Annotated in this window: 25 protein-coding genes; 11 read left to right on the top strand and 14 right to left on the bottom strand. The window is 69.5% G+C overall.

The features are described from left to right. Nucleotides 1-56: 56 nt before the first annotated feature. The 4 genes from G9C83_RS07695 to G9C83_RS07680 form a co-directional block, all read right to left on the bottom strand. Nucleotides 57-203 (bottom strand): rubrerythrin-like domain-containing protein, encoded by a 147-nt coding sequence (locus G9C83_RS07695; RefSeq protein WP_167245508.1) that lies wholly within the window; start codon nt 201-203, stop codon nt 57-59. A 217-nt stretch (nt 204-420) separates the two neighbouring features. Continuing rightward, nucleotides 421-1,053 (bottom strand): DUF6517 family protein, encoded by a 633-nt coding sequence (locus G9C83_RS07690; RefSeq protein ID WP_167245507.1) that lies wholly within the window; start codon nt 1,051-1,053, stop codon nt 421-423. A gap of 78 nt (nt 1,054-1,131) precedes the next feature. Next, nucleotides 1,132-2,613, bottom strand: a complete 1,482-nt coding sequence (cysS, locus tag G9C83_RS07685) for a cysteine--tRNA ligase (protein WP_167245506.1) — start codon at nt 2,611-2,613, stop codon at nt 1,132-1,134. A gap of 60 nt (nt 2,614-2,673) precedes the next feature. Continuing rightward, complete coding sequence (locus G9C83_RS07680) at nt 2,674-3,150, bottom strand: hypothetical protein (RefSeq protein ID WP_167245505.1); 477 nt, start codon at nt 3,148-3,150, stop codon at nt 2,674-2,676. 87 nt (nt 3,151-3,237) lie between these two features. Between G9C83_RS07680 and G9C83_RS07675 the strand changes: the two genes are divergently transcribed. After that, complete coding sequence (locus G9C83_RS07675; protein WP_167245504.1) at nt 3,238-3,582, top strand: winged helix-turn-helix domain-containing protein; 345 nt, start codon at nt 3,238-3,240, stop codon at nt 3,580-3,582. After that, nucleotides 3,582-3,884, top strand: a complete 303-nt coding sequence (locus G9C83_RS07670) for a hypothetical protein (RefSeq protein WP_167245503.1) — start codon at nt 3,582-3,584, stop codon at nt 3,882-3,884. The genes G9C83_RS07675 and G9C83_RS07670 overlap by 1 nt, the downstream gene beginning before the upstream one ends. Here G9C83_RS07670 and G9C83_RS07665 read toward each other — a convergent pair whose 3' ends face one another. After that, nucleotides 3,885-5,051 (bottom strand): DUF4367 domain-containing protein, encoded by a 1,167-nt coding sequence (locus G9C83_RS07665; protein WP_167245502.1) that lies wholly within the window; start codon nt 5,049-5,051, stop codon nt 3,885-3,887. It lies immediately after the preceding gene. A gap of 114 nt (nt 5,052-5,165) precedes the next feature. Between G9C83_RS07665 and G9C83_RS07660 the strand changes: the two genes are divergently transcribed. Together G9C83_RS07660 and G9C83_RS07655 are read left to right on the top strand one after the other, a co-directional pair. Beyond that, on the top strand, nt 5,166-6,047 hold the full coding sequence (locus G9C83_RS07660; RefSeq protein WP_167245501.1) for a CbiX/SirB N-terminal domain-containing protein: 882 nt from the start codon (nt 5,166-5,168) through the stop codon (nt 6,045-6,047). After that, the gene (locus G9C83_RS07655) at nt 6,047-7,126 is read left to right on the top strand and encodes a DR2241 family protein (protein ID WP_167245500.1); all 1,080 of its coding nucleotides are present in this window, start codon (nt 6,047-6,049) and stop codon (nt 7,124-7,126) included. The genes G9C83_RS07660 and G9C83_RS07655 overlap by 1 nt, the downstream gene beginning before the upstream one ends. Before the next feature lie 6 nt (nt 7,127-7,132). Here G9C83_RS07655 and G9C83_RS07650 read toward each other — a convergent pair whose 3' ends face one another. Genes G9C83_RS07650 through G9C83_RS07640 form a run of 3 tightly spaced genes read right to left on the bottom strand, consistent with a single transcriptional unit; the run spans nt 7,133 to nt 9,303 of the window. Beyond that, nucleotides 7,133-7,693, bottom strand: coding sequence for a hypothetical protein (locus tag G9C83_RS07650; RefSeq protein ID WP_167245499.1), 561 nt, complete (start codon nt 7,691-7,693; stop codon nt 7,133-7,135). Between the two features lie 41 nt (nt 7,694-7,734). Further along, on the bottom strand, nt 7,735-7,929 hold the full coding sequence (locus tag G9C83_RS07645; protein WP_167245498.1) for a methytransferase partner Trm112: 195 nt from the start codon (nt 7,927-7,929) through the stop codon (nt 7,735-7,737). 48 nt (nt 7,930-7,977) lie between these two features. Beyond that, nucleotides 7,978-9,303, bottom strand: a complete 1,326-nt coding sequence (locus tag G9C83_RS07640) for an adenylosuccinate synthase (protein ID WP_167245497.1) — start codon at nt 9,301-9,303, stop codon at nt 7,978-7,980. A 237-nt stretch (nt 9,304-9,540) separates the two neighbouring features. On the opposite strand from G9C83_RS07640, the gene G9C83_RS07635 reads away from it, so the two are divergent. Beyond that, entirely contained in the window at nt 9,541-9,843 is a 303-nt protein-coding gene (locus tag G9C83_RS07635) for a hypothetical protein (protein ID WP_167245496.1), read from the top strand. A gap of 18 nt (nt 9,844-9,861) precedes the next feature. On the opposite strand, the gene G9C83_RS07630 is transcribed toward G9C83_RS07635, so the two are convergent. The 3 genes from G9C83_RS07630 to G9C83_RS07620 form a co-directional block, all read right to left on the bottom strand. Beyond that, on the bottom strand, nt 9,862-11,958 hold the full coding sequence (locus G9C83_RS07630; RefSeq protein WP_167245495.1) for a hypothetical protein: 2,097 nt from the start codon (nt 11,956-11,958) through the stop codon (nt 9,862-9,864). 100 nt (nt 11,959-12,058) lie between these two features. Next, a complete protein-coding gene (locus G9C83_RS07625; RefSeq protein ID WP_167245494.1) occupies nt 12,059-12,337 on the bottom strand; it encodes a UPF0058 family protein in 279 nt (92 codons plus the stop codon). Between the two features lie 120 nt (nt 12,338-12,457). Beyond that, nucleotides 12,458-12,676: a cell surface protein gene (locus G9C83_RS07620; RefSeq protein WP_167245493.1), complete on the bottom strand. Its 219-nt coding sequence runs from the start codon at nt 12,674-12,676 to the stop codon at nt 12,458-12,460. Nucleotides 12,677-12,835: 159 nt separating this feature from the next. On the opposite strand from G9C83_RS07620, the gene G9C83_RS07615 reads away from it, so the two are divergent. From G9C83_RS07615 to G9C83_RS07595, 5 genes are read left to right on the top strand one after another with little or no spacing between them, the layout of a single operon-like run. Beyond that, on the top strand, nt 12,836-13,432 hold the full coding sequence (locus G9C83_RS07615; protein WP_167245492.1) for a sulfite oxidase-like oxidoreductase: 597 nt from the start codon (nt 12,836-12,838) through the stop codon (nt 13,430-13,432). 56 nt (nt 13,433-13,488) lie between these two features. Next, a complete protein-coding gene (locus tag G9C83_RS07610; protein ID WP_167245491.1) occupies nt 13,489-14,817 on the top strand; it encodes an isochorismate synthase in 1,329 nt (442 codons plus the stop codon). Further along, entirely contained in the window at nt 14,814-16,562 is a 1,749-nt protein-coding gene (gene menD, locus G9C83_RS07605; RefSeq protein ID WP_167245490.1) for a 2-succinyl-5-enolpyruvyl-6-hydroxy-3-cyclohexene-1-carboxylic-acid synthase, read from the top strand. The genes G9C83_RS07610 and menD overlap by 4 nt, the downstream gene beginning before the upstream one ends. Before the next feature lie 26 nt (nt 16,563-16,588). Then, a complete protein-coding gene (locus G9C83_RS07600; protein ID WP_167245489.1) occupies nt 16,589-16,969 on the top strand; it encodes a hypothetical protein in 381 nt (126 codons plus the stop codon). Nucleotides 16,970-17,005: 36 nt separating this feature from the next. Next, a complete protein-coding gene (locus tag G9C83_RS07595; RefSeq protein ID WP_167245488.1) occupies nt 17,006-17,920 on the top strand; it encodes a 1,4-dihydroxy-2-naphthoyl-CoA synthase in 915 nt (304 codons plus the stop codon). 104 nt (nt 17,921-18,024) lie between these two features. On the opposite strand, the gene G9C83_RS07590 is transcribed toward G9C83_RS07595, so the two are convergent. Both G9C83_RS07590 and G9C83_RS07585 read right to left on the bottom strand, forming a co-directional pair. Beyond that, on the bottom strand, nt 18,025-18,843 hold the full coding sequence (locus G9C83_RS07590; RefSeq protein WP_167245487.1) for a hypothetical protein: 819 nt from the start codon (nt 18,841-18,843) through the stop codon (nt 18,025-18,027). Between the two features lie 282 nt (nt 18,844-19,125). Continuing rightward, complete coding sequence (locus G9C83_RS07585) at nt 19,126-20,337, bottom strand: HAMP domain-containing sensor histidine kinase (RefSeq protein WP_167245486.1); 1,212 nt, start codon at nt 20,335-20,337, stop codon at nt 19,126-19,128. A gap of 241 nt (nt 20,338-20,578) precedes the next feature. On the opposite strand from G9C83_RS07585, the gene G9C83_RS07580 reads away from it, so the two are divergent. Next, nucleotides 20,579-22,183 (top strand): BCCT family transporter, encoded by a 1,605-nt coding sequence (locus G9C83_RS07580; RefSeq protein ID WP_167245485.1) that lies wholly within the window; start codon nt 20,579-20,581, stop codon nt 22,181-22,183. On the opposite strand, the gene G9C83_RS07575 is transcribed toward G9C83_RS07580, so the two are convergent. Beyond that, nucleotides 22,184-23,848 (bottom strand): histidine kinase N-terminal 7TM domain-containing protein, encoded by a 1,665-nt coding sequence (locus tag G9C83_RS07575; protein WP_167245484.1) that lies wholly within the window; start codon nt 23,846-23,848, stop codon nt 22,184-22,186. It abuts the gene before it with no gap. Between the last annotated feature and the right edge of the window lie 14 nt (nt 23,849-23,862).

The raw sequence follows: 23,862 nt of genomic DNA, 5'->3' as shown, positions 1-23,862 counted from the left end.
ACCAGCTATAAAAAGTGCCTTGCTAACGAGAACCATGACCCAGTCGTAGCTCGCGGTCACTCCCGCGGGACCGCCACGTTCCGGACTGCTTCGCCGCAGTCGGGGCAGTTCACGAGGTGGTGCTCGCTCTCGAAGCGCCCGAGGCAGTTGGTGCACTCGTAGCGGTTCGTCTCGGGGGGCGTGTACGGGTCAGTTCGGACCATGTACCTAGTTACCAAAGAACGCTACCGTAAGTCTGCCCATAATACTGATTTAGGGCATAGATAGTGCTAGAACGACACCTGTATCCAGATATTAGAAAACGAACGACCAATTATATCCGAAATTGTCGAATTTAACAATCGCTCCGCGACTCGCCACTCCTCGATCTGGACACACGTTTCGACAGCGCGTCGAGAAGCGGGAGCCACGGCCGGCGCGTCAGTGTTCGAGGCCGTCGAGGAGCGTGTCGACGCGGTCCTGCTCGCCGTCGAGAGCCTGCGGGTAGATGGCGACGGCGACCACGTAGTCGCCGTCGTGCTTGACTTTCGTGACGTGGACGTAGACGTCGACCTCCTGGCCGCCGATGCTGGCGGTGCCGTCGAACTTCGTGACTTCCGTGGACTCGCCGAGGACGGTCGCGTTCCGCGTGCCGACCGCCTCGCCGATGCTGAGGCCGTCGTACTGCTGCTGGGCGAGCGCCGCGAGCTCGCGGTCGGAGTAGTCGCTGATGGGGTTGAACGACTGCCCGAGCACGCCCACCTCGGGACTGGCGAACGCGCCGAAGACGGCGGCGCGCTGCTCGCCGACGAGGGGCACGCTGACCGTGCGCTCGTACATCGCCACCCAGTTCGTCACCGTGACGTTCCGGGACTGGCCGGCCGCGGAGAACTCCCGTGTGACCTCCGACTCGTTCACGCTCACTTCCTCGTAGCCGCTCTCTTCGAGCGCGCTGTCGGAGACGGTCGCCTGCGAGGCCGAGACCTCCACGCCGTCGCCGCCGAGAACACCGAGACAGCCGCTAGTCGCGAGCAGGGCGGCGACCGCGACGGCGACTACCGTTCGTCGTTGCATGGGCGAGTGGAACCAGCCGGCGGGAATAAGCTTGGTGGCTCGTCGTGTCAGACGCTCAACTCCGCGGTTACAGAGGATTCAGCGCCGGAAGGTCGCTCCGTCGTCGGTGTCCTCGACGGTGACGCCGAGCGACTCGAGGCGGTCGCGGAGCTGGTCGGCGCGCTCGTAGTTGCCCGCGTCCCGCGCTTCTTCTCGGATGTCCAGGACGAGTTCGACGAGGTCGTCGGCGAGCGCGGCGTCCCCGCCGTCGGCGGTGCCGAACTGGAAGCCGAGCACGTCGCCGCCGAACTCCTCGAAGAGTTCGACCGCGTCGACGAGCGCGCGGTAGTCGTAGCGCTCGGCGCCGTCGACGTACTTGTGAACGCTGGAGGCGAGTTCGAGCAGCGCGCTCACCGCCGCGCGCGTGTTGAAGTCGTCGTTCATCGCGGACTCGAAGCCCTCGCGGGCGTCCCGAACCGCCTGCCGGAGGTCGTCGTCCGCGACTTTCGCGTACGCGTCCGGGCTGTCCGCGGCGTCGGTCGCGCGCTCGTACGCCCGCTGGAGGCGCTCCCAGCGCTGCTCGGCCTCCGAGATGGTCTCCTCGGAGTACGTCTGGCGCTGCGTGTAGGAGGTAGAGACGAGGAACATCCGGACGACGTTCGGCCCGAACTCCTCGATGGCGTTCTTCGTCGTGAAGAAGTTCCCCAGGCTGGAGCTCATCTTCTCGCCCTCCGTCTCCAGCAGGCGGACGTGCAGCCAGTACTTCGCGAACGGGCCGCCCGCCGCGGCCTCGCTCTGCGCGACCTCGTTCTCGTGGTGGGGGAAGACGAGGTCCTGTCCGCCGACGTGGACGTCGATGTGGTCGTCGAGGTGAGTCGTGCTCATCGCCGAGCACTCGATGTGCCAGCCCGGCCGCCCCTCGCTCCACGGCGACTCCCACGTCTGGCCCGCGGGCTCTTCGAGCGGCGGCAGGTCGTCGCTGCGGTGCTGGTTGGCGTCCTCGGGGGCGACGGCGCCCGCCTTCCAGAGCGCGAAGTCCGCGGGGTGGCGCTTCTCGGACTGCTCGGACTCGGGGCCCTGGGCTTCGACCTCGTCGACCTGCTGGCCGGAGAGTTTCCCGTAGTCCTCGAAGGACGTGACGTCGAAGTAGACCGAGCCGTTCGACTCGTAGGCGTACCCCTCCTCGACGAGCGTCTCCACGAGGTCGATGATCTCGGGGACGTGCTCGGAGACCCGCGGGTACACCTCCGCCCGTTCGAGGTTGAGGTCGCGCATGTCCTCGATGACGGAGTCGATGTAGTGGCGGGCGACCGTCGCCTCGGTGTCGCCGAGGCCGTCCTCGCCGGTGCGCGCGACGATCTTCTCGTTGACGTCCGTGAAGTTCTGGACGTGACGGACGTCGTAGCCGACGTGGGAGAGCCACCGGGACATCACGTCCGACTGCACCCACAGGCGAGCGTGACCGAGGTGGGAGTCGTCGGAGACGGTGAGCCCGCACGTGTACACGAGGACGTCCTCGGGGTCGTGGGGCTCGAAGACCTCCCGCTCGCCGGAGCGGGTGTTCGACACGTAGAGAGTCATACGGCCGAACGTACGGGCGCCAGCGTTTCAAAGCGTCGGAACCGACGGCACGTGACGCCGTCAGGCGGGCACGCCGTCGAGGGCGTCCTCGACGACGCGGAGCGCGTCCGCGCCGTCCCGGCGCTCGACGACCACCGCGAGCGACTCGTCGGCGACGCCCGCGGCCACCGGTTCGACGCCATCGGCGTGTAACCGTTCGAGCGCGGCGGCGAGCGTGCGCGTGTCGACGTCGCCGCTCGCGAGCAGCGCCGTCAGGTCGCCCTCGCCGGGCGCGAACCCCTCGCCGCCGACGACCAGCAGGCCGTCGTCGCTCGCGCCGAGCCCCGACTCCATGGAGACGTGGGCGTCCCGCCCGGCGGCCTCGTACTCGGGGAGATCCTCGCTGTAGCGCCGAATCGCCGCCGCGACCGCGTCCTCGTCGCCGTCCACGTCGAGGAAGCGCGCGGCCGCCGCGTGGTTGACGACGCCCGCGCGCAACGCCCGCCGCAGGAACGGGTGGTCGTCGACCGCCGCTCGCGTCGCCGCCGCCTGTGTCATGCGTGGAGAACGGCCCCGTGGGAGCATAAGTTTCAGCGACTGCGAGGACACCCCTGCTTTAAACCCCCGTGGCGAGTACGCGTCGACGTGAGCGAGGACAGCGACCCGACGTCGGTGCTCTCGTTGCTCGACGACGAGCACGCCCGCGACATCCTCGCAGCGGCGAGCACGGAACCCATGTCCGCCAGCCAACTGAGCGAGGCCTGTGACGCGTCGACGGCGACGGTGTATCGGCGAATCGACGACCTCACCGACCACGAGCTACTCGAGGAGTCCATCAACGTCCGGTCGGACGGCAACCACCACCGCGTGTACCGCGCGACGTTCCGCCGGTTCACGCTCGAACTCGACGACGGCGAGTACACCTCCGAGGTCGAGTGCGAGAGCGAGGACGTCGCCGACCGCTTCACCAGAATGTGGGAGGGACTGTGATGGACGCGCTCTACATCGTCAACGTCGCCGCGTCGTTCGCCTCGACGGCGGTCGGCCTGTTCATCGGCTACCACGCCTACCGCGGCTTCCGGCGCCACCAGAGCACCGCGATGCAGTACCTCTCCGCGGGGCTCATCCTCCTGACCGCGGTGACGTACACGGCCACGTTCGTCGGCACCGCGCTGCTGCGGTACGGCTACGTCGACGCGAGCCTCGAGTCGCCGTTCCGGCTGGTCGTTCGGATGCTCCAGCTCGCGGGTCTGCTCTGTATCGCGTACTCGCTGTACCGCCGGCCGTCGTAGCTACCCGCAGCCGACGGACTCCGCCACGTCGAGGACGGCTTCCTCGTCGAGGTCTGTCGCGACCACCGAGTACCGCGTGTCTCCACAGGACCACAGCACCAGCTTCGCCCGCGAGGTGGTGACGTACTCGCCCTCCTGGCCGGCGACGGTGACGGCCTCCCCGGAGAGGCCGTTCGAGGTGTTCGACACGTACGCCATCTTGGTGACGGTGAGGCGCTCGCCGTCGCCGTCGACGTACTCGAGGCTCGCTCGCGTGGTGTTCCCGCCGAGGAACTGCGCCTGGTCGAACTCGTAGCCCTCGGGGACCTCGGGCTCGGGCACCGTGAAGTTCGCGCGCTCCCGGAGCGCGCTCGGGGAGTCGAACGTCTCCGAGGAGACGTTCAGCGTCTCCACCGTCGCGTTCTCCGGGGCGTCGAACTCGAAGGCGTCCTCGGGGAGGCCGCCGTTGAACGTGACGTTCGTCAGCCGCGCGGTCGTCTCGATGGTGCGGTTCCCGTAGTCGAACTTCCGGGACGTCTTCAGCGGGTAGTAGTACTCGCTGTCCAGCCACAGCGTCTGGTTCCCGGTGAGCGCGGCCTCCGAGACGGCGGTCAGTTCGAAGCCGTACGCGGTCCGGTCGGCGACGGTCTCCGTTCCGAGGTACTCCACCTCGAAGCCCTCGATGGCGTTCTCGGGAATCGACGGCCCCGTCCCGGTCGCCGGGACGACGGGGAGCGGCGAGACGCCGTCCGAGGGCTCTGCGACTTCGTCCTCGCGGGCGGCCTCGACGATGCGCGCGAGGTACGCCGACTGATTCCACTCGGCGTTCCTGCGGGTCCACGGGACGCGCGTAACCGTGTTCTCGTCGGCGTCGTACAGCATCGAGCCCGTCTCGTTGAAGACCGTGACGTCGCCCGCCCGCGACTCCGGTGAAACGACGCGCTGGTACTGCCGGTACCGGTCGCCAGTGAGGTCGATACGGACGTGGGCGCGCGTCTCGTTGACGCCGTCACCGGCGTCGACGCTGGTCACCTGGGACGCCTCGACAGTCTCCAGGGACGCGAACCGCCGCACGACGTCGTCGTCGGGCGGGGACTCCGCGTCGCCGGCGAGGGCGTCGATGCCGGCGCAGCCGCTCGTCACGAGGAGGGCGGCGACGGCCGCGGTGACCAGCGTGGAGCGCTCCATTCGTACCTGACGGTTCTCCTACTAGAAAATAAAGGAGGCGAAACTCTCCCCTACCTGCGCACCCGAGCCGCCGGTTGCGAAGTTCCTAAGGGCGTCTCCTCCTAACTCCCGGCCATGCAAGCGCTGGTCATCGTCGGCCACGGTTCGCACCTCAACCCGGGTTCCTCGGACCCGGCGTTCTCCCACGCCGATACCATCCGCGCCTCCGGCGCCTTCGACGAGGTCCGGGAGGCGTTCTGGAAGGAGGAACCGTCGTTCCGGGAAGTGCTGCGCACTCTGGAGTCCGAGGAGGTGTTCGTCGTCCCGCTGTTCATCTCCGAGGGCTACTTCACCGAACAGGTCATCCCCCGCGAGCTCCGCCTCGACGACTGGGACCCCGAGGACTGGGATTCGGACGGCACTGACGCCGACCACGTCACCGTGCGCGCCGAGGACGTCGACAAGACGGTCCACTACTGCGGGCCGGTCGGCACCCACGACTCGATGAGCGACGTCATCGTCCAGCGCGCGAAGTCCGTCACCGACGACCCGGACGTCGGGGACGGGTTCGGGCTCGCGGTCGTCGGCCACGGCACGGAGCGCAACGAGAACTCCGCGAAGGCCATCCACTACCACGCCGACCGCATCGGCGACTCGGGGCGCTTCGAGGAGGTGAAGGCCGTCTTCATGGACGAGGACCCCGAAGTCGACGACGTCACCGACTTCTTCGAGGCGGAGGACGTCGTCGTCGTGCCGCTGTTCGTCGCGGACGGCTTCCACACGCAGGAGGACATCCCCGAGGACATGGGCCTGACCGACGACTACCGCACGGGCTACGACGTGCCCAGCGAGGTCGACGGCCACCGTATCTGGTACTCGGGCGCCGTGGGGACGGAGCCGCTGGTCGCGGACGTCGTTCTCGAACGCGCCGCCGACGCGGGCGCGGACGTCGCGGACGCGATCGAGCGAGTGCGAGAGGAGACCGGCGGCACGACCGTCGAGAGCGCGGGGGACTGATGGCGGCGACCAGCCACCTCGACGCCGTCGAGGCGGCGCTCGTCGACGCCGCCGACGACGGCATCGACTTCGACGGCCTCGTCGTCGAGCGCGTAGATGACGGCTACCGCTGGGAGACTCCCGACGGGCAGGCCACGGTCGACGAGGACGGCCTGCGCGAGCGCGCCGACGACCCGTACGCGACGAACTGGTACTACTGGGAGCGCGTCGTCGAGGGCCGCGACACGCCGCGACGGGCGTTCCTGCGGTGGCTCGAAGCCGCCGACGACCTGTCGGTCCCCGAGCGATACGACGAGCTCCGGGGCGGCCACACACGCTCGTGGGGAGAGCTCGCAGTCACGGCAGTGCTCAGCGAGGGCGGCAGCCGGCGCTACGAGGTCCGCCACGAGGACGACGTCGGTGACGACGTAGACGCGTACACGGATCCCCTCGAAGCGCGCCACCTCGTGAAACACGACGACGAGGGGCGCTACCGACCGCTCTCGACCGCGCCGACGCTCCCGCACGGCTGGGCGTTCGTCGACTTGGACGGTTCCGCCCTCGTGCAGACGGTCGACTACATCTACCCGGCGACGGTGTCGAACTGGCACCGCGAGCGCGAGGGCGACCTCGACGTCGACCACTGGAGCGAGGTCGCGGGCCGCCAGTCCGGCATCTACAGCATCGTCGAACAGCTCGACGACGAAGCCCTCGAGTGGGCCGCGGAGGCCTGCTGCGTGGACTCCCAGTGCCTGAAGCGCCGCGAGTGGGACCGAAGCGAGGACGAGGAACTCGACGTGCCGCGCGGCGACGGCGAGTTCCCGTGCCGGGAGCCGTGCTCGCTGTTCATCGCCGCGGCCCGGAAGTTCACGACGCTCGAACGCGAGGAGACACGGGAGTACACGTTCGAGCTCACGCCCGCGGAGAAAGAACAGGTCGAGGACATCGTCGACGCGGTCGCCGACGGCCGCACGGACGAGATACGCGAAGCGGACGTCAACGAGGGCGCGAACCGCTACCGCGCGCGCTTCCTGCGCGCGAAGCGCATGGACGAGCACGGCCTCTCGGGGACGCCGACGTACCCCGAGGACCACGAGTAGCGGTTCCTACGTTCTCAGCACGTATCCCGCGACGCCGACGCCGCCGAGCACCGCGAGCGCGCCGACGGCCACGGCGAGCGCGTCGGAGCCGGCGAGCGCGATGGCGAGCGCGAACGCGACCGCGGCGACCGCGGCGGCCGCCGGGAGCGCGACGTCCGCGAGCGCCAGCGACTCCTCGTCGGGCTCGGGGGTGGTCTTCTCGGTGAGCGACTCGTCGACGGCGACGTCCGGCCCGCCGTCCTTGCGCTCGTCGGTCACCGTGACGTTCACGCGCGCCTGCTCGGCGCCGTAGCCCGTCGACAGCTCGACGTAGCCCTTCGCCGGCGGGTGGTCGGGCCGTATCGCGACTTCGACGCCGCGGGTCTGGCCCTCGTCGACGTACACCTGGGTCGCGGCGACGTCCGCGACCGCGGCGAGCGCGTCGTCAAGCTGGAGGTGGACGTGAATCGGGCCGCCGTGGTTCTCGAACACGAGGACGAACGACCGGTCCGTCTCCAGCGACGCCGCTTCCGGCTGCAGGTCTCGCGGGTGATCGCGGTTGAGGTGGACGGACAGCCGTTCGGGCACGACCGATGGATTGTCGCGGGGTTAGAAAAAGCTTCCCGAGGTCAGGCCGGCGCTTCCTCGCGCATGTCCGGCGGCAGGAGGTTCGGGATGCCGTCTTCGATGGGGTACGTCTCGCCGCACTCCGTGCACGTCAGCGTCCCGGCGAGGATTTCGCCGTCCTCGCGCTCCGCGGCGTCGAGTTCGAGGTCGTGTTTGTCCAGCGGGCAGCAGACGATGTCCACGAGGTCTTCTTTCATGCGCGGACCGAGGACGGCGCGGGCAAAAAGCGTGCGGGTTGCCCGGCGTTACTGCTCGAAGGGGTTCTGCTGGACGACGGTCTCCTCGCGGCCGGGGCCGACGCCGAGCGCGTACGCGGGCGTCTCGAGTTCGTCCTCGACGTACTCGACGTACTCGCGGGCCTCCGCGGGGAGCGCGTCGTAGCCCTCGGCGGCGACCTCCTCGGGGTCGAACTCCGGCCAGCCGTCGAAGCTCTCGAAGACGGGCTCGCAGTCGCCCCAGCGCTCGGTCGTCGCGGGCATCGAGTAGACGGTCTCGCCGTCGAGCTCGTAGGCGTGGCCGACTTTCACCTCGTCGAGGCCGGCGAGCACGTCGAGGTGGTTGATGGCGAGGCCGGTGAAGCCGTTCGCGCGCGAGGCGTGGCGGAGCATCGGGAGGTCGAGCCAGCCGACGCGGCGCGGGCGGCCGGTGACAGTGCCGTACTCGCCGCCCTCCTCGCGGATGTACTCCGCGAGGTCCTCGTCGTCGCCCGTGAGCTCGGTGGGGAGCGGGCCGGTGCCGACGCGGGAGAGGTACGCCTTCACGACGCCGACGACCTCGCCCTGGCCGACCGTCGTGGGTCCGAGGCCGGTGCCGGTGGCGGCGTAGCCCGCTGTCGGGTTCGAGGACGTGACGTAGGGGTAGACGCCGTGGTCGATGTCGAGGCTGGTGCCCTGCGCGCCCTCCAGCATCACGCTGTCGCCGTCGTCGATGCGGTCGGCGAGGTAGTCGCCGGCGTTGACGTCCATGCCCTCCTCGGCGATGCGCTCGCCGAACGCGCGGTACTGCTCGAACAGCGCGTCGACGTCGAACTCCTCGCCGGCGTCGCCGCCGTAGACGTCCTCGTAGAGCGCGCGCTTCTGCGGGACGGCGTACTCCAGGCGCTCGCGGAGCACCTCGGGGTCGAGCAGGTCGCCGATGCGGACGCCGCGGCGGCCGGCCTTGTCCTCGTACGTGGGGCCGATGCCCCGTCCCGTGGTGCCGGCGTCGAGGTCGGAGTCGGACTTGGCCTCCTCCTCGATGCCGTCGAGCACGCGGTGGTACGGCAAGATGACGTGGGCGCGTCGGGCGACGCGGACGTCCGGGTCGAGGCCGCGCTCGCGGAGCGCGTCGATCTCCTCGAACAGCGTCTCGGGGTTGACGACGCAGCCGTTCCCGAGCACGCCGGTCTTCCCGCGGACGGCTCCGGATGGGACCAGCGAGAGCTTGTACTCGTCGCCGCCGACGACGACGGTGTGGCCTGCGTTGTCCCCGCCCTGGTACCGGACGACGACGTCGGCCGCGTCGCCGAACAGGTCGACGACGCCGCCCTTGCCTTCGTCGCCGAGTTGCGACCCGACGATGGTGACGGTCATACCCGTGGCTTCCACCAGCGTCGTCAAACCGGTTACGGTCTCGTCGCCCGATATGTACACGAATTCGCATAGGTCGGTCGCGAGTACCACCCTCAGTTGGACGAACGACCAGTGTGGGGGCCGCTGGCGCCCTGGACGCAAGCGTTAACTGTTCTCAATGAGAAGCAGACGGTGTCGCCGTGCGGCCGACTTCTACGACAACATTTAAAAGCCCGCCAAGACAAGTTAACAAATGCCATGATAGACCGGCTTGAGAAGGAAGTCGATATGCTGGAGCGCCATCTGCAGGTCCTCCGCATGGTCATCGAGAACGAACCCATCGGCATCGTGAAGATGTCCAACGAGACCGGCTACCCCCACCACAAGGTCCGGTACTCGCTGCGCGTCCTCGAGGAGGAGAACCTCATCGAGCCGTCCTCGCAGGGAGCGATCACGACCGAGCGCACCAGCGAGTTCGTCGGCGAGCTCGACGAGAAGGTCGACAACCTCGTCGACAAGATGGAAGCGATGAAGATCGACGCCGCCGCCGAAGCCGAGTAACGTACCGACTCGTCCCGCTTACAGTTCCGGGACGGTGAGGTGGAACGCGTCGTTCCTGTCCTCGACGAGACAGAGGTGGTAGCCGGACTTCCGGCCGACTCTCACGTAACTCTCCCTGTCGTTACGGCTGAGGAAGCCGCCGCCGCCCGTCTCCTCGTTGGCCGTCTCCAGGGCCGCCGGCTCGAAGAACGACGCCGTCACGTACATCGCAGCGCTGAGCTCGTCGACGCCCTCCCGGACGGCCGTGGCGGCGTCGACGAGCGCGTCCATCTCCTCGCCCGTGACGGGCTCGCGTTCGGCGTTCAGCTCCGCGACGACCAGCGGCTCGCCCATCCGGTCGCGGAGCACCACGTCGAACGTCCGCGACGTCGCCCCTTCCTCGGTTTCCATCTCGACCGTGCCGTCGAGCTCCGCGCGGTCGACGTCCGGCAGCGCGTCGTAGAGCTCCCCGAGGCCGTCCGCGTGGCCGGCGTCCCGAATCTCGAACGGGAGCTCCCGGACCGCCCACGAGACGAAGCGGTAGGACGCCGACGACTCGAGGAACGACTCGTAGCCCTCGCCGTCGACGGTCGCGTCCGCCGCCTCGAACTGCGTGTGGTGGTCGATGCGGAGGTTCTCGTTGACGGCTTCGAGGTCCGTCTCCGGCCCGAGGTCGTCCAGCGTCGGCTTGCCCTTCGACCCGTACCGCACGAAGAGGTTCGTCCCGGACAGCGCCGCAGCTGGCGCGAGGTCGTTCTGCGGTGCCGGCTCTTCATCGCCGCCCGCGGCCTCGGCCGCCTCCAGTTCCGCTTCGAGCTCGTTCGCGCGCTCCCGGAGTTCGTCGCGCTCGGCCTCCAGTGTCTCCACGCGCTCGCGGAGGTCCGCGCGTTCGCCTTCGAGGCTGTCGATTCGCTCGGCAGCCTCCTCCAGCTTCGCGTCGCGCTGCTTGACCGCGCGCTTGAGCTTCTCGACGGTCGACCGGCGCTTCCCGCCGGACCCGCCCTTGCTCACGTTGCTCGACGACTGCGTGGACCGCTTGGACGGAGCGGGCTGCGAGCGCTCGGACTGCGAGGGCTGGGATTTGGTCGCGCCGCCGTCCGTGGACTCGCTCTTCTCGGGGTCGAGCGTCGGCACGGACTTCGCGTTCCGCCACTCCTCCTCCTGGTCGAAGACGCCCTCGTCGCCCGGCTGCGGCGCGTCCGCTTCGGCTCCGTTCTCGGCCGCGCTCCCTTCGCGCTGCGCTCGTGCATCCGGCTGCGACTCGGGAGCGTCCGGTTCCGGCTCCGACGTGTTCGGCTGTGATTTCGACGCCGCTCCCGCGCTCGCCGACGCGTCGGCGCTGTCGGCCGCGGACTCGGACGACTCACGCTCCGCGGCCGCGTCCACGGGTTCCGTCGGTGACGGGGATTGCGTAGTCGCGCGGTCTCTCGGTTCGGTCGTCGGCTCGTCGTCCGTCGCTGCCGGCTCGCTGTCCTCGGCCTGTGGCTCCGGCTCACGCTCGTCCGCGTCGGGTTCTGCCGGCTCCTCGCTGGCGGTCGCCCCACCCACGGCCCCGGCTCCGGCCGCGGCGTCCGCGCCGTCGTCCCCGTCGCCTTCCGGGGTCGGGAGGCTCGTGACGTTCACTGGGGACTTCTTCACCTCGTAGAGGCCGACCTCGTCGTCGGCCCGCTCGAACGCCTCGTCGCCCGTGACGAGTTCCTCGCTGGCGCCGACGAACGCCGCGCTCATCGAGCGCCCGCCGTAGTAGACCACGTAGTAGTCCCCGGAGAGGACGTTCTCGGAGAGCTCGATGTAGCCCGTGAAGTTCGCGTCCTCGAGCGTCTGCGCGGCCTCCGACAGCGGCGTGTCGTTCGTGTAGTACTTCGCCTGCGTCTCGCCGCCGCGCTCCTGCATCGAGAACAGCAGCGCGAGACTGGGGTGGGGGGCCTCGTAGACGGTCCCGGAGGCGTCCCCGAAGTCCGCGACGTCGCCCTCGAAGACGCCGATGACGCGGCCGTTCAACATGAACAACCACGTGTCGTCGGCGACGACCGCTCCCGAGAACTCCCCGTCCGCGAGGTCCTGGAGCTCGCGGAAGCCACCCGAGAACGGTCGGGAGTCCCAGGACTCCACCCGCTCGACCGTGTGTGCCTGCATACTCAGTGGAACGCAAGGAGCGCGTATAAGACTTTCCGGGGCGGACGAGCCGCTACGCAACCGTTCTGTCAGACGAGCCGACGACGTCGACCGAGTACAGTTACAGCTTGCTCGAAGCGTCGTCCGCGAGCTCCTGCATCCGCTTGCTGAGCCGGCCGGCGTTCGAGAACTCGTCCTCGCTCATCGCGGCCGCGAGCGCGTTCCCGAGCAGGAAGACGGCGTGCTTGTGCTCGCTCTTGGACTTGTGGACGTGAGAGGGCTCGACCTCGAGTTCCTCGTACGCCGCGAAGGCGTCGTCGTCGACGTTGTCGAACTGGAGGAACTGGTCTTTGATCTGGACCATCTGTTCGTGGAGGTCGAGGAGCTCGTCCTTGTGCATGGTTGGTCGAGATAGGGAATTCGGGGGTTTAAGCGTTGTCCGCGACTGCGTACCACGCGCGCCGCGCGAGCGACGCGGGAGAAGGGGGAGACGAACGAGCCATCCGCGAGCGGCGCCGAATCAGAAGACGTACTCGTCTTCGTGGCCCATCATGCCGCCCTCGCTCTCCAGGCCCGCGCCGTCCTCCTCGTCGCTCGGGCCGCTGGTCTTGTACGCGCGGATGCCCGAGGACAGCAGCTGCTCGACGGCCTCCTCCTGGCTGACGAACTCCCCCTGTTCGACGAGCTGTGCGATCTGCATCTCGATCTGGTCCGGGATGTTGACTTCTATCTGGGGCATTGTTCTGGCCGGGGCTTCGCCGCCACTGTTCTTAAGCCTGACGGGGGGCGGGCCCGCGGCCGTCCCTGCGAATCAGCCCCTCCCTCGGCTGAATTCCCGAAACCGGCCGCCTCGGCCCGAGTCGGTAGGAATACGTGGCCGCGACGCCTACTGCGGTCCATGAGTGTCGAGGACGTCACGGACCTCTACGAGGAGTTCGGCGACGACCGGCTGCCGCCCGGCCAGCGCGAGACCTCGAAGTTCCCCGTGCTGTCGAAGGGCGGCACGCCGAAGTGGGACCGCGAGGACTGGACGTTCACGGTCACGGGCGCCGTCGACGAGGAGCTCTCGCTCTCCTACGAGGAGTTCCGCGGCCTCGACAGCGTCACGCAGCGCCAGGACTTCCACTGCGTCACCGGCTGGTCGAAGTTCGACTGCGAGTTCACTGGCGTCACGTTCCCCCACCTCGCGGAGCTCGCGGGCGTCCACGGCGACGTGACGACGGTGATGTTCCACGCGCTCGACGGGTACACGACCAACCTCCCCCTGGAGGACTGCATGCGCGACGAGGTCCTGTTCACGTGGGCGTTCGACGGCGATGACCTGCCGGCCGAGCACGGCGGCCCGCTGCGCGTCGTCACGCCCCACAAGTACGCGTACAAGGGCGCGAAGTGGGTCGACGGCGTGGAGTTCCTCACGGAGCCGGAGCGCGGCTACTGGGAGAAGCGCGGCTACTCGAACACCGCCGACCCGTGGGCCGAGGACCGGTACAGCTAGGGGCCGGCGCCGCCGAAGGAACAGGCTATTAGTCGCAGCGTCCTGAACCACGACCAATGAGTTCTCTGTCCGGCGAAGCGGCCGCCCGCGGGGCGGCCGTGAGCAGGAGCTGCCGGGTGGCAGACGTCTCCTATCGGGCGTTCCTCGCGGCCCGGGACGCGCCCCGCATCCACTGGGCGGACCCGGACGGCCTGGAGCTGTCCGGCTGTGGCGCCGCCGCGACGGTGACGGCGGCCGGCAGCGACCGCTTCGGCGACGTGCGCGAGTGGGCGACGGCGCTGTTCGACGACCGCGACCACGACGGCCCCGCGGTCGCCCGCCCCCGACTGCTCGGCGGGTTCGCGTTCCACGACGACCACACGGCCGAGGGCACGTGGGCGGGGTTCCCGGCCGCGCAGTTCGTGCTCCCGGAAGTCCAGCTGGCGAGCGCGGGCGAGGAGACGTGGCTGACGGTGACGCGAGCGGGCGAGGCCGTCGACCCCGAAGCCGTCGACGCCGCCCTCGACGACGCCCGCGAGCAAGTGGAGTCGTTACCAGCGATGCGGCCCAGCGGTCCGCGTCCGGGCGTCGAGGCGACCACGCCGACCAGCGACGAAGCGTCGTGGCGCGAGCAGGTCGAGCACGCCGTCGAGCGCATCGAGGCCGGCGACCTGCGGAAAGTCGTACTGGCGACCGCGCTGCGCGCGGACCTCGACGGCGACCTCGACCCCCGCGACCTGCTGGAGCGGCTGCGCCAGTCGTACCCGTCGTGTTTCCGCTTCCTCGTGGAGCCGATCGGCGACGCCGCGTTCCTCGGCGCGACGCCCGAGCGCCTCGTGACGCTCCAGGACGGGAGCGTGGAGACGGTCGGACTCGCGGGCTCGGTCGGCCGCGGTGACACGCCCGAGGCGGACGCCGACCTCGCCGCGGAGCTCCGGAACAGCGAGAAGCTCCGCCACGAGCAGCGCCTCGTCACGGACACCGTCGCCGACAGCGTCGCCGCGTTCGGCGACGTTTCCGTGGGCGAGCGCAGCGTCCGCAAGCTCTCGAACATCCAGCACCTGAGCACGCCCATCGAGGCCGACGTCGGCGCCGACACGCACGTGCTCGACGTCGCCGAGGCGCTCCACCCGACGCCGGCCGTCGGCGGACTGCCGCCGGAGGCCGCCCTGGACGTGATTCGGGAGACGGAGACGTTCGACCGCGGCTGGTACGCCGCGCCCGTCGGCTGGTTCGACGCCGACGGCGACGGCACGTTCGCGGTCGCGCTGCGCTCGGCGGTCGCCCGCGACCGCTCGGTGACGATGTTCGCGGGCAACGGCATCGTCGCGGACAGCGACCCCGGCGAGGAGTACGAGGAGGTCCAGCTCAAGTACCAGCCGATTCTCGACGAGCTCCGCCGATGACCGCGCCGAACCGGAACGCGCTGTGGGCGCGCGCTATCGTCGAGGAGCTCGTCCGCGCGGGCGTCGACGCCGTCTGCGTCTGCCCGGGGAGCCGCTCGACGCCGCTGACCGTCGCGCTCGCCGAACACGACGACGTACGGGTGTTCTCGCACCTCGACGAGCGCTCGGCGGCGTTCTTCGCGCTCGGCCGCGGGAAGCGCACTGGCGAGCCGACGCCCGTGGTCTCGACGTCCGGCACCGCGACGGCGAACTTCCACCCCGCAGTGATGGAGGCCAACCAGGCGCGGGACCCGCTGCTCGTCCTCACGGCGGACCGCCCGCCGGAGCTCCGTGACTCGGGCGCGAACCAGACCGTCGACCAGACGAAGCTCTACGGCGACGCCGTCCGTCACTTCCGAGAGCTTCCCGAACCCGAGGCCGACGACCGGAAGCTCCGGTCGCTTCGGACGTCGGTCTGCCGCGCAATCGGCGAGACGACGGGCGCGAACCCGGGACCCGTCCACCTCAACGTCCCGTTCGCGAAGCCCCTCGAACCCGTCGAGGTGCCGGGCGACGTGCCCGAGAACTTCGCGGACGGCTTCCCGCTCGCTGCGGAGGGCCGCGACGGTCCCTACGTCTCCGTCCACCAGAACCCCACAGCCCCCGACGCCGCGACGCTCGACGCGCTCGCGGGCGCCGTGGAGTCGGCTGACCGCGGCCTCGTCGTGGCCGGCCCGGACGACGCCCACGGGCTGACCGCGGACGCGGCCGCAGAACTGGCCGACGCGACCGGCTTCCCGGTATTCGCGGACCCGCTCTCGGACGTTCGGTTCGGTGAGCACGTCCCCGACACCTCGGTGGTCGGCGGCTACGACGGCTTCCTCGCTGCCGACGTGCCGGCGCCGGACGTCGTCGTGCGCTTCGGCGCGTCGCCGACGTCGAAGCCGCTGCGGAACTACCTCCGTGACAGCGGCGCCCGCCAGTTCCTCGTCGACCCCGCAGGCGGGTGGCGAGAGGCGACGTTCGCGGCGTCGGACCTCGTCGTGGCCGACCCGACCGAGACCGCTTACGCACTCGCCGAGCGCGTGAACCGCTCCGCGGGCGACTGGGCAGACCGAGTCAGCTCTCTCGAAGCCGACTACTGGGACGCCGTCGACCGCGTCGAACGCGACGCGCTGCTGGAGGGCGACGTGGTCGCCGCGGCGGCCCACGACGCGCCGGACTCCGCCACGATCATGGTCTCGAACAGCATGCCGGTCCGGGACCTCGACAGGTTCGCGCGGCCGCGGGAGGCGGAGCTGACCGTGCTCGGAAACCGCGGCGCGTCCGGCATCGACGGCATCACGTCGACGGGATTGGGCGCGGGCAGCGCCACGGACGACCCGCTCGTGGTGCTCACGGGCGACCTCGCGTACTACCACGACTCGAACGGCCTGCTCGCGCTCGACCGCTGCGAGGTGGACGCCACCGTCGTCGTCGTGAACAACGACGGCGGCGGCATCTTCCACATGCTCCCCATCGAGGAGTTCGAGCCGCCGTTCACCGAGCAGTTCGTGACGCCACACGGCCTCGACTTCGAGCCGCTCGGGGACGTCTACGGCTTCGAATTCGCGCGTGTGGACACGCTCGACGACTTCCGGAACGCCTACCGGGAGTCCGTCGGCAGCGGCGGCACGCAGGTCGTCGAAGTCGCGACGGACGGCGAGGCCAGCCACCGGGAGCGCGAGCGCCTGGAAGCCGCCGTCGCCGACGACCTAAACGACTAAGGCGCTCCTCCGAGCAGGTCCGGGCGATGCCCTCCACGACGACGCAACTCGCCGCGCTCGCCGTCCTCGTCGGCGTGCTCGGACTGCTGTACGTCGGTGCTATCGCCAACGAAATCATCGTCGGTTTCGGGTTCGCAGTCGCCTGCGGGGTAGTCGCCGTCCTCCTCTACGCGGGTGGGACGAACCGCGAGACCGTCGCCGCGGTGACGATGGGCGCGTGCGTCGTCTACGGCGTGTTCACGCTCCAGTTCCCGACGGCGGTCGTCGCGGCCTGTGTCGTCTACCTCACGCTGTGGGTCACCGACGAGGACGGCCCGTTCGACGCCACGCCGCCCGCTATCATCCCCGAGCAGGCGCTCGACGACGGCGACGGAGCCGCCGGACGAGACGGCGAGCCCGCCGAGTAAGGAACCTTTTTGCGCCGTCCGCGCCCGTTCTCCGGTATGGTCTCGGACATCTTCGACGCCGACCGCTGGGAGCCGGTCGCGGACTGCGACTTCGAGGACATCACCTACCACCGCGGGACGGACGTCGACGCGGTCCGCATCGCGTTCGACCGCCCCGAGGTGCGGAACGCGTTCCGCCCGGGCACCGTCGACGAGCTCCACGAGGCGCTCGACCACGCGAAGCGCCAGACGGACGTCGGCTGCGTGCTCCTCACGGGGAACGGCCCGAGCGAGAAGGACGGCGGCTGGGCGTTCTGCTCCGGCGGCGACCAGTCCGTGCGCGGCGATTCGGGCTACGAGTACCGCGGCGACGACGAGGCCGCCACCGAGGAGGACGAGACGGTGCGGAAGGCGAAGGCGGGCCGCCTCCACATCCTCGAAGTGCAGCGCGCGATTCGCTTCATGCCCAAGCCCGTCATCGCCGTGGTCCCGGGCTGGGCGGTCGGCGGCGGGCACTCGCTGCACGTCGTCTGCGACATGACGCTCGCGAGCGGCGAGCACGCGAAGTTCCTCCAGACCGACCCCGACGTCGCCTCCTTCGACGCGGGGTTCGGGTCGGCGTACCTCGCCAAGCAGGTCGGCCAGAAGAAGGCCCGAGAGGTCTTCTTCCGCGGGAAGACGTACTCCGCCGAGGAAGCCGCAGACATGGGGATGGTCAACGAGGTCGTCGCCCACGACGACCTGGAGGACGTCGCGCTGGAGTGGGCCGACGAGGTGTCGTCGAAGTCCCCGACTGCGGTCCGGATGCTGAAGTACGCGTTCAACATGGCCGACGACGGCCTCGTCGACCAGCAGGTGTTCGCGGGTGAGGCCACCCGCCTCGGCTACATGACCGACGAGGCGAAGGAGGGCCGGGAGGCGTTCATGGAGGGCCGCGACCCGGACTTCTCGGACTACCCCTGGTACTACTGACCGCGCGGCACCGACCGCTGTGGTCGTGCTTCGGCGACGGAAAATGAGAGGAGAGGGATCGGTCGTTCGTCAGTGGCGGTTCGAGTGTCCCCGGAGCGGGGCGACTACAGGTACTCGTCGTCGACCGGGATGCTGTCCTCGTTCACGCGATTGAACTCGACGGCGGTGAGGTTCCCGACAGGGTCCAGCAGTTCCCACTCGCTCTGAACCGTGTAGAGGGCGTCAGTCTCCACTTCGGCGTCCGCCTGCGGGAAGAAGAGGAACTCGTCGTCGGTCCCGAGGTACTCGGCGTGCCTGGTGTTGTAGTCGGTGAACATGCCGCTCTCGTCGATGTCCTCGGGCACCCACCCCTGGGGGCCGGACGTGACCCGGAAGATCGACCCGCCCGAGAAGTTCCGCGGACGGATGGCGCCCTCGCCGCCCTCTTCGAGGATCTCGATGTCGTCGTCGTCCACGAGGTCGAACGGGAACTCCTCGTCGCCGAGCGGCTGGAACTGAACTTGGACGATCCCCTCGGCGCTACCGCCGTCGACGAACTGGAGGTTCTCGTTCAGCTGGTAGAGTTCCCCCTCCTCGACCTGCACGCCGTCGGGAACGAAGAGGATGACCTCCTCGTTGGTGTTGAAGTACTCGACGATCCGCACGGAGGCGTTCTCCAGGGGGGCTCCGGAGTCGCCCTGGAGAGCCGGCTGGTCCTCCAGCTCCGGCGACTTGACGCGGAAGACGGTGTCCGGCCGCGCTTCGTCGTTGAACATCCACGCGTCCATGCCGTCCTGGCTGCCGCCACCGTTGCCGTCGCCCTCCTGGGCCACCGCGCTCCCCGAGAGCCCGAGCAGGGAAGCGACGGTCGCTGCACCGCCGGCTCTGAGTACTGAACGACGCGAGCTCGCGAGATTCTCCGCTGACTGGTTGTTTCGGGTCATAAGTCGGAACACCCGCGAGTATCAGTTCGACTGCGAGCCGGAAAAGGCGCCTAGATAGTTGTGCGAGTAGCACTGGCTTTGTTTCCGCTGGATGCCGCCTACCGGCCGATCCGTCGACCGGCGCGATATTCGCGGGACTGGAATCGACTAGACCGGTCTTTTCCGCGCCTGGCGAACGCCTAACTGTCACTTACTCGTCTGCAGTGGGTGGTGACGACAGCCCCACCGTGCCAGCAGTAGCGAGGGCCGGCGACCGACTTCTCCACGGCCAGTGTCGAAGCCTCATCGCCCGTCGCCCGCCACCGCGGAATCGGTGCGCTGGTCGCCGGTCGGGTCGACGAACGGCGAGCCCGTAGTCTCGACTGGGGGCTCCCGGGGGAGCACGATGCGGAACGTCGAGCCGTCCGGCCCCGTCTCCACGAGCTCGATGTCACCGCAGTAGTGGTCGAGGAGCCGTTTGACGAGGTAGAGGCCGAGGCCGTGGTCCGCGGCGCGGCGTGACGGCCGCTCGAACAGCGTCGCCACCTCGTCGTCGGGGACGCCCGGGCCGTCGTCGGCTACCTCGACGGTGACCGAGTCGTCGTCCACTCGCCCACGAATCTCGACGTGCGGCGTGTCGCTGTCGTTGTGTTCGACCGCGTTCGCGAGCACGTTCCCGAACACGCGCGGGAGCAGGGCGTCCGCGTGGACGTACGCGGCGTCCGGGAGGTCCGTCTCGACGACGACACCGCGATCGAGGTCCGAGAGCTTCGCGGCTTCCTCGCGGACGACCTCGGCGGCGTCCACGCGCTCGAAGTCCGTGCGCTCCTCGGTCGCGTGCAACAGCACGCGGACGTCCTGGACGACCCGGGTCACTTCCTCGCTCTTGCGGTGTATCGTCTCGCTGTACTCGTACCCGGGCGTGCCCGGGTCGTGTTCGTCGCGCAGCAGTTCCGCGTAGCCGGAGATGACGTTCGACGCGTTCAGCACCTCGTGGCGCAGCAGGCTGTTGAGGTAGTCCAGCAAGTCCCGCTGGACTTCGAGGTGTTCGGCGCGGACGGCGCTTCGCTCGGCCGCCGTCGCCTGCTGGATGGCGCGCGCCTCGGTCACGCCGACGACGACGCCGACGCCCGCTCCCACGGCGACCGCCCACCGCAGCCACCCGACGGCCAGCAGCGCCGACGCGACCGGCAGGACCGCCATCAGCGCGACGTTCAGGAGGAAGAACGCGGCGGTGCCGGCGATGGTCCACCGCCACACGCGCTCGTAGCGGCTCTCCTCGACGGCGCTGCGTTCGAGCCAGCCGCCGGCGTACGCGACACCGGCGACGAACGGCACGGTCGTCAGCACGCCAACGACGAACTCGCCCGCGAAAACCGTCGCAGTCGTGTTCGTCAGGCTGCCGGCCCAGATCCGCACGGCGACCTCGCAGACGACGACCAGCACTAGCGCACCGCTCAGCGCGCGCAGCAGGTCGGGAACCGAGCGGCGCGAGCGCAGCGACAGCGCTGTCATTCCGTCAGAAACGAGCGGCCCGTATCATAAATTCCCGGTTCGTCTCCACGACCCGGGAACGCGAGCGACGAACGGACGCGCTGAGGGTTTCGGTTGCCGGCCGAGACGACGAATTTTTCCGTAGCCCACCGCTGAGCGCAGGCAAGATGTACGGAGCAGTGCTTCGACGGCCGAGCGGCGGTGCTCGGCATCGCGCACACGATAGCTGCGGAGCCGACGCTGTGACGACTGCACCGTTCTCATGACTGGACGCTTCTGGTACCTCCTCGGTCTGGACGACGCGACGTGGCCCGAGCGCGCGCTGTTCGGCGTGACGATGGCCGCGATGGTGGCGCTGGCCGCGTTCGGGTTCGCACGCCCGAGCGCGCTCACGTCGATACTGAACGGCGCCTTCGACTGGGTGCTCACGTACTTCGGCTGGTGGTTCATCCTCCTCGGGTTCGTGTTGCTGTTGCTCGTGCTCGGCGTGACGTTCTCCCGGTACGGCCGCCTCCGCATCGGCGGCCCGGACGCCGAGCCCGAGTTCGACACGTTCTCGTGGCTCTCGATGGTGTTCACCGTCGGGTTCGGCGCCTCCATCCTCATCTGGGGGGTCGGCGAACCCATCTCCATCGTCCAGAACCCGCCGCCTAAGCCCTACCCCGTCGAGGGCGCGTCCATCGAGTCGCTCGCCCTCGCGTTCATGTTCGTCCACGAGGCGTTCCCCGGGCTGGCGATGTGGTACCTGCCCGTCGCGCTCGCGTTCGGCATCATCGTCTACACGCAGGGCGTCGGCCAGTACAAGGTCTCCTCGATGCTGTCGGGCATCGTCGACCCCGACTCCTACCCGGGCTTCCACTGGACCGTCGACCTCGCCGCTATCGTCGCGAGCATCGGCGGCATCGCCACCACGCTCGGGTTCAGTTCGCAGACGATGGCCGCCATCCTCGGCGGCGTCTTCGGGCTCGAAGCCCGCGCGCTCACGTACGGCATCTTCGCGCTCATCGGCGCCGTCTTCCTCACGGACGTCTGGCTCGGCCTCCGGAAGGGCATCCGGAACGCCGCCCGCGCGACGATGGTGTTCATCGTCGCCGCGATGGCGCTGCTGGTCGCCGTCGGGCCGACCCTGTTCATGTTCGAGCTCGGTCTCGACGCCACGGGCGTCTGGCTCGGCAACCTCACACGGCTGATGCTGTACACGGACCCGATGTCCGCGGGCAACTGGGCCGCCAACTGGACCGGGTTCTGGTGGGCGTGGTGGGCCGCGTGGAGCATCTTCGTCGGGAGCTTCGTCGCCCGCGTCTCGAAGGGCCGGACCATCCGCGAGATGTTCGTCGTGCTCGTCGTCGCGCCCGCGTTCCTCTCCTGGATTCAACACCTCATCATCGGGGGCTGGGTGCTCTCCCCCAGCTACGTCGGCCCGGTCAGCGAGGCGTGGGCCGCCGACGGCATCCCCGCCGCCATCGCGACCGCGCTGAACATCACGCCGTACGGCACGCTGCTGGCGGTGCTGTTCGTGCTCGTCATCGCTGGCTACATCATCACGTCCCTGGACTCGGCGGTGTTCATGATCTCCGCCATCACGCTGGGCGACGAGAACCCCAACGCCCGCAACCGCGCGTGGTGGGGCGCGCTGCTCGCCGGCTTCGGGATGATGTCTCTCGAACTGCAGAGCTTCCAGGCCATCGAGGCGCTGTCCCCGATACTCGCGCTCCCGTTCACGCTGTTCCTCGTGGCGGTCGTCTACGCGAGCTACGTCGCCGCCCGCGACTACGCCCGCGGCCACGACCGCGTCGACGTCGACCCCGAGTCGCTGCTCTCCGAGCAGGACCGCGACAGCGACATCCAGCCCGCCGACGACGACTGACTACGCGGGCGACTCTGCGGGCGCGACGACGCTGTCGGTCCCGGAGACGACGACGCGCACGCCGTTCTCGTACTCTTCGTCGAGACCCGCCGACCAGCCGTGGACGGCCGCGAGCATCCGCACGTTCGGCAGCAGAATGCCGGCCTCGGCGTCCGGGACGGCGCTCCCGTACTCGAAGTACTGCTCCGAGTCCGCGTCTCCGGGCGGCCGGCCGTCGCCGGCGACCGCGAACCACTCGTCGCCGCGCTCGACGGTGACCTCGCTGGCGCCGTTGTGCGCCGCGAACTCGAACGCGCTCGCCAGCAGTTCGCGGAGCCGAGCCGGGTTCGCGACGACGGTCCCCTCGCCGTCGACGGACAGCGTCAGGTCGTCCACGTCGGCGTCCGTCCACGCGCCGTCGACGACGACACCGAAATCAACGCGCTCGGCGCCGTCGAGCGTCTTCCCGTGGCGCGCGAGCACGGAGAGGTCGTCGACGACCTCGGCCATCCGGTCGGCGGTCTCCGAGGCCGTCCGCAGCGAGTCGCGGGCCGTCTCCACGTTCCCGCTGTCGAGCGCGTTGCCCGCGACCGTGACGCGGCCGTCGACGATCTGGAGCGTGTTCAGCAGCTCGTGGCGGATGGCGGCCGCGAACCCCTCCAGCTGCTCGTTCTGGCGTTCGAGCTCGCGGCGCTTGCGCTCGGTGTCGGTGACGTCGCTGAACACGACCATCCGGCCGATGTCCGACTGCCCGAGCGAGAACGACGTGGCCGTCGCGAGGAAGTACCGCGTCTCGCCGTCCACCGCGCGCTCGACGACCGAGTGCTCGTCGCCCAGCGCCGCCTCGACTTCGGGGAGGACGTCCGCGAACCGGCCGCCCTTCGCGCCGTCGAGGGCGTCGAACAGCTCGCGGGCGCGGCCGTTGTACCCCCGGATTCTGTCGGCGTCGTCCAGATAGACGACCGCGTCGTCGACGCCGTCGGTGAGCTGGACGGCGAGGAACGCCTCCTCGTGGACGTACAGGACGCCGATGGCGAACGCCGCGACGCCGAGCGGCTCGTAGTTGACGTCGACGAGCAGCGGCGACGCGAACCCGACGATGTCGAAGAGCACGGGGAGCGCGGTCAGCGCGACGAGCGCGCCGAGCGGGCGCGTGTCGTAGTCCGCTTCGAGGAACAGCTCGAACAGCATGAAGAAGCCGACCGCCACGAGCGCGTACGACAGCCCCGCGACGACCCAGTGGATGGTGCCGTGCTGGACCGCGAGGTGCGGGAACGGCGACTGGACGGCCGTCGTCGTGAAGTAGAGCCCGTGGACGTGGTTCGTGAGCTTCACCGCGACGATGCCGACGTACGCGCCGACGGCCGCCCGGCGGTACGTGGGGTTGCGGTGGAACGACCGCCCCGTGTACGCCGAGCAGAAGTACAGCCACGCGCCCACCGTCGACAGCCCGACGACGAGGCTGAGGTCGTACGCGACGTACTTCAGGAGCCGCGACGGCGCGACGAGGAAGCCGAGCTCGAACAGCGCCCACCCGCCGCTACCCGCCACTACGCCCGCGAGCCCGCGCCGCGTGTCCGCGTCCGCGACCCGGAGCGCGCGCCGGAACGCGATAGCGCAGCCGAGCACCGCGGCGCCGAACGCGGCGACGTACACCGCGAAAACCGACCCACTAGGTAGCGTCATCTACCCGACCACGA

This window comes from Halobacterium sp. R2-5 (genome assembly GCF_011734195.1).
Classification (GTDB): Archaea; Halobacteriota; Halobacteria; order Halobacteriales; family Halobacteriaceae; genus Halobacterium.
The sequence above is the reverse complement of the archived record's forward strand: the minus strand, read 5'-3'. Positions and strand labels throughout refer to the sequence as shown.

Coding starts and splice junctions, on each gene's coding strand:
- G9C83_RS07655 (WP_167245500.1), top strand. CDS start 6,047: ATGGCGGCGACCAGCCACCTCGACGCCGTCGAGGCGGCGCTCGTCGAC.
- G9C83_RS07590 (WP_167245487.1), bottom strand. CDS start 18,843: ATGACCCGAAACAACCAGTCAGCGGAGAATCTCGCGAGCTCGCGTCGT.
- menD (WP_167245490.1), top strand. CDS start 14,814: ATGACCGCGCCGAACCGGAACGCGCTGTGGGCGCGCGCTATCGTCGAG.
- G9C83_RS07625 (WP_167245494.1), bottom strand. CDS start 12,337: ATGCACAAGGACGAGCTCCTCGACCTCCACGAACAGATGGTCCAGATC.
- G9C83_RS07620 (WP_167245493.1), bottom strand. CDS start 12,676: ATGCCCCAGATAGAAGTCAACATCCCGGACCAGATCGAGATGCAGATC.
- G9C83_RS07680 (WP_167245505.1), bottom strand. CDS start 3,150: ATGACACAGGCGGCGGCGACGCGAGCGGCGGTCGACGACCACCCGTTC.
- G9C83_RS07610 (WP_167245491.1), top strand. CDS start 13,489: ATGAGTTCTCTGTCCGGCGAAGCGGCCGCCCGCGGGGCGGCCGTGAGC.
- G9C83_RS07630 (WP_167245495.1), bottom strand. CDS start 11,958: ATGCAGGCACACACGGTCGAGCGGGTGGAGTCCTGGGACTCCCGACCG.
- G9C83_RS07575 (WP_167245484.1), bottom strand. CDS start 23,848: ATGACGCTACCTAGTGGGTCGGTTTTCGCGGTGTACGTCGCCGCGTTC.
- G9C83_RS07600 (WP_167245489.1), top strand. CDS start 16,589: ATGCCCTCCACGACGACGCAACTCGCCGCGCTCGCCGTCCTCGTCGGC.
- G9C83_RS07635 (WP_167245496.1), top strand. CDS start 9,541: ATGATAGACCGGCTTGAGAAGGAAGTCGATATGCTGGAGCGCCATCTG.
- G9C83_RS07695 (WP_167245508.1), bottom strand. CDS start 203: ATGGTCCGAACTGACCCGTACACGCCCCCCGAGACGAACCGCTACGAG.
- G9C83_RS07670 (WP_167245503.1), top strand. CDS start 3,582: ATGGACGCGCTCTACATCGTCAACGTCGCCGCGTCGTTCGCCTCGACG.
- G9C83_RS07640 (WP_167245497.1), bottom strand. CDS start 9,303: ATGACCGTCACCATCGTCGGGTCGCAACTCGGCGACGAAGGCAAGGGC.
- G9C83_RS07615 (WP_167245492.1), top strand. CDS start 12,836: ATGAGTGTCGAGGACGTCACGGACCTCTACGAGGAGTTCGGCGACGAC.
- G9C83_RS07595 (WP_167245488.1), top strand. CDS start 17,006: ATGGTCTCGGACATCTTCGACGCCGACCGCTGGGAGCCGGTCGCGGAC.
- G9C83_RS07585 (WP_167245486.1), bottom strand. CDS start 20,337: ATGACAGCGCTGTCGCTGCGCTCGCGCCGCTCGGTTCCCGACCTGCTG.
- G9C83_RS07645 (WP_167245498.1), bottom strand. CDS start 7,929: ATGAAAGAAGACCTCGTGGACATCGTCTGCTGCCCGCTGGACAAACAC.
- G9C83_RS07690 (WP_167245507.1), bottom strand. CDS start 1,053: ATGCAACGACGAACGGTAGTCGCCGTCGCGGTCGCCGCCCTGCTCGCG.
- G9C83_RS07665 (WP_167245502.1), bottom strand. CDS start 5,051: ATGGAGCGCTCCACGCTGGTCACCGCGGCCGTCGCCGCCCTCCTCGTG.
- G9C83_RS07580 (WP_167245485.1), top strand. CDS start 20,579: ATGACTGGACGCTTCTGGTACCTCCTCGGTCTGGACGACGCGACGTGG.
- G9C83_RS07660 (WP_167245501.1), top strand. CDS start 5,166: ATGCAAGCGCTGGTCATCGTCGGCCACGGTTCGCACCTCAACCCGGGT.
- cysS (WP_167245506.1), bottom strand. CDS start 2,613: ATGACTCTCTACGTGTCGAACACCCGCTCCGGCGAGCGGGAGGTCTTC.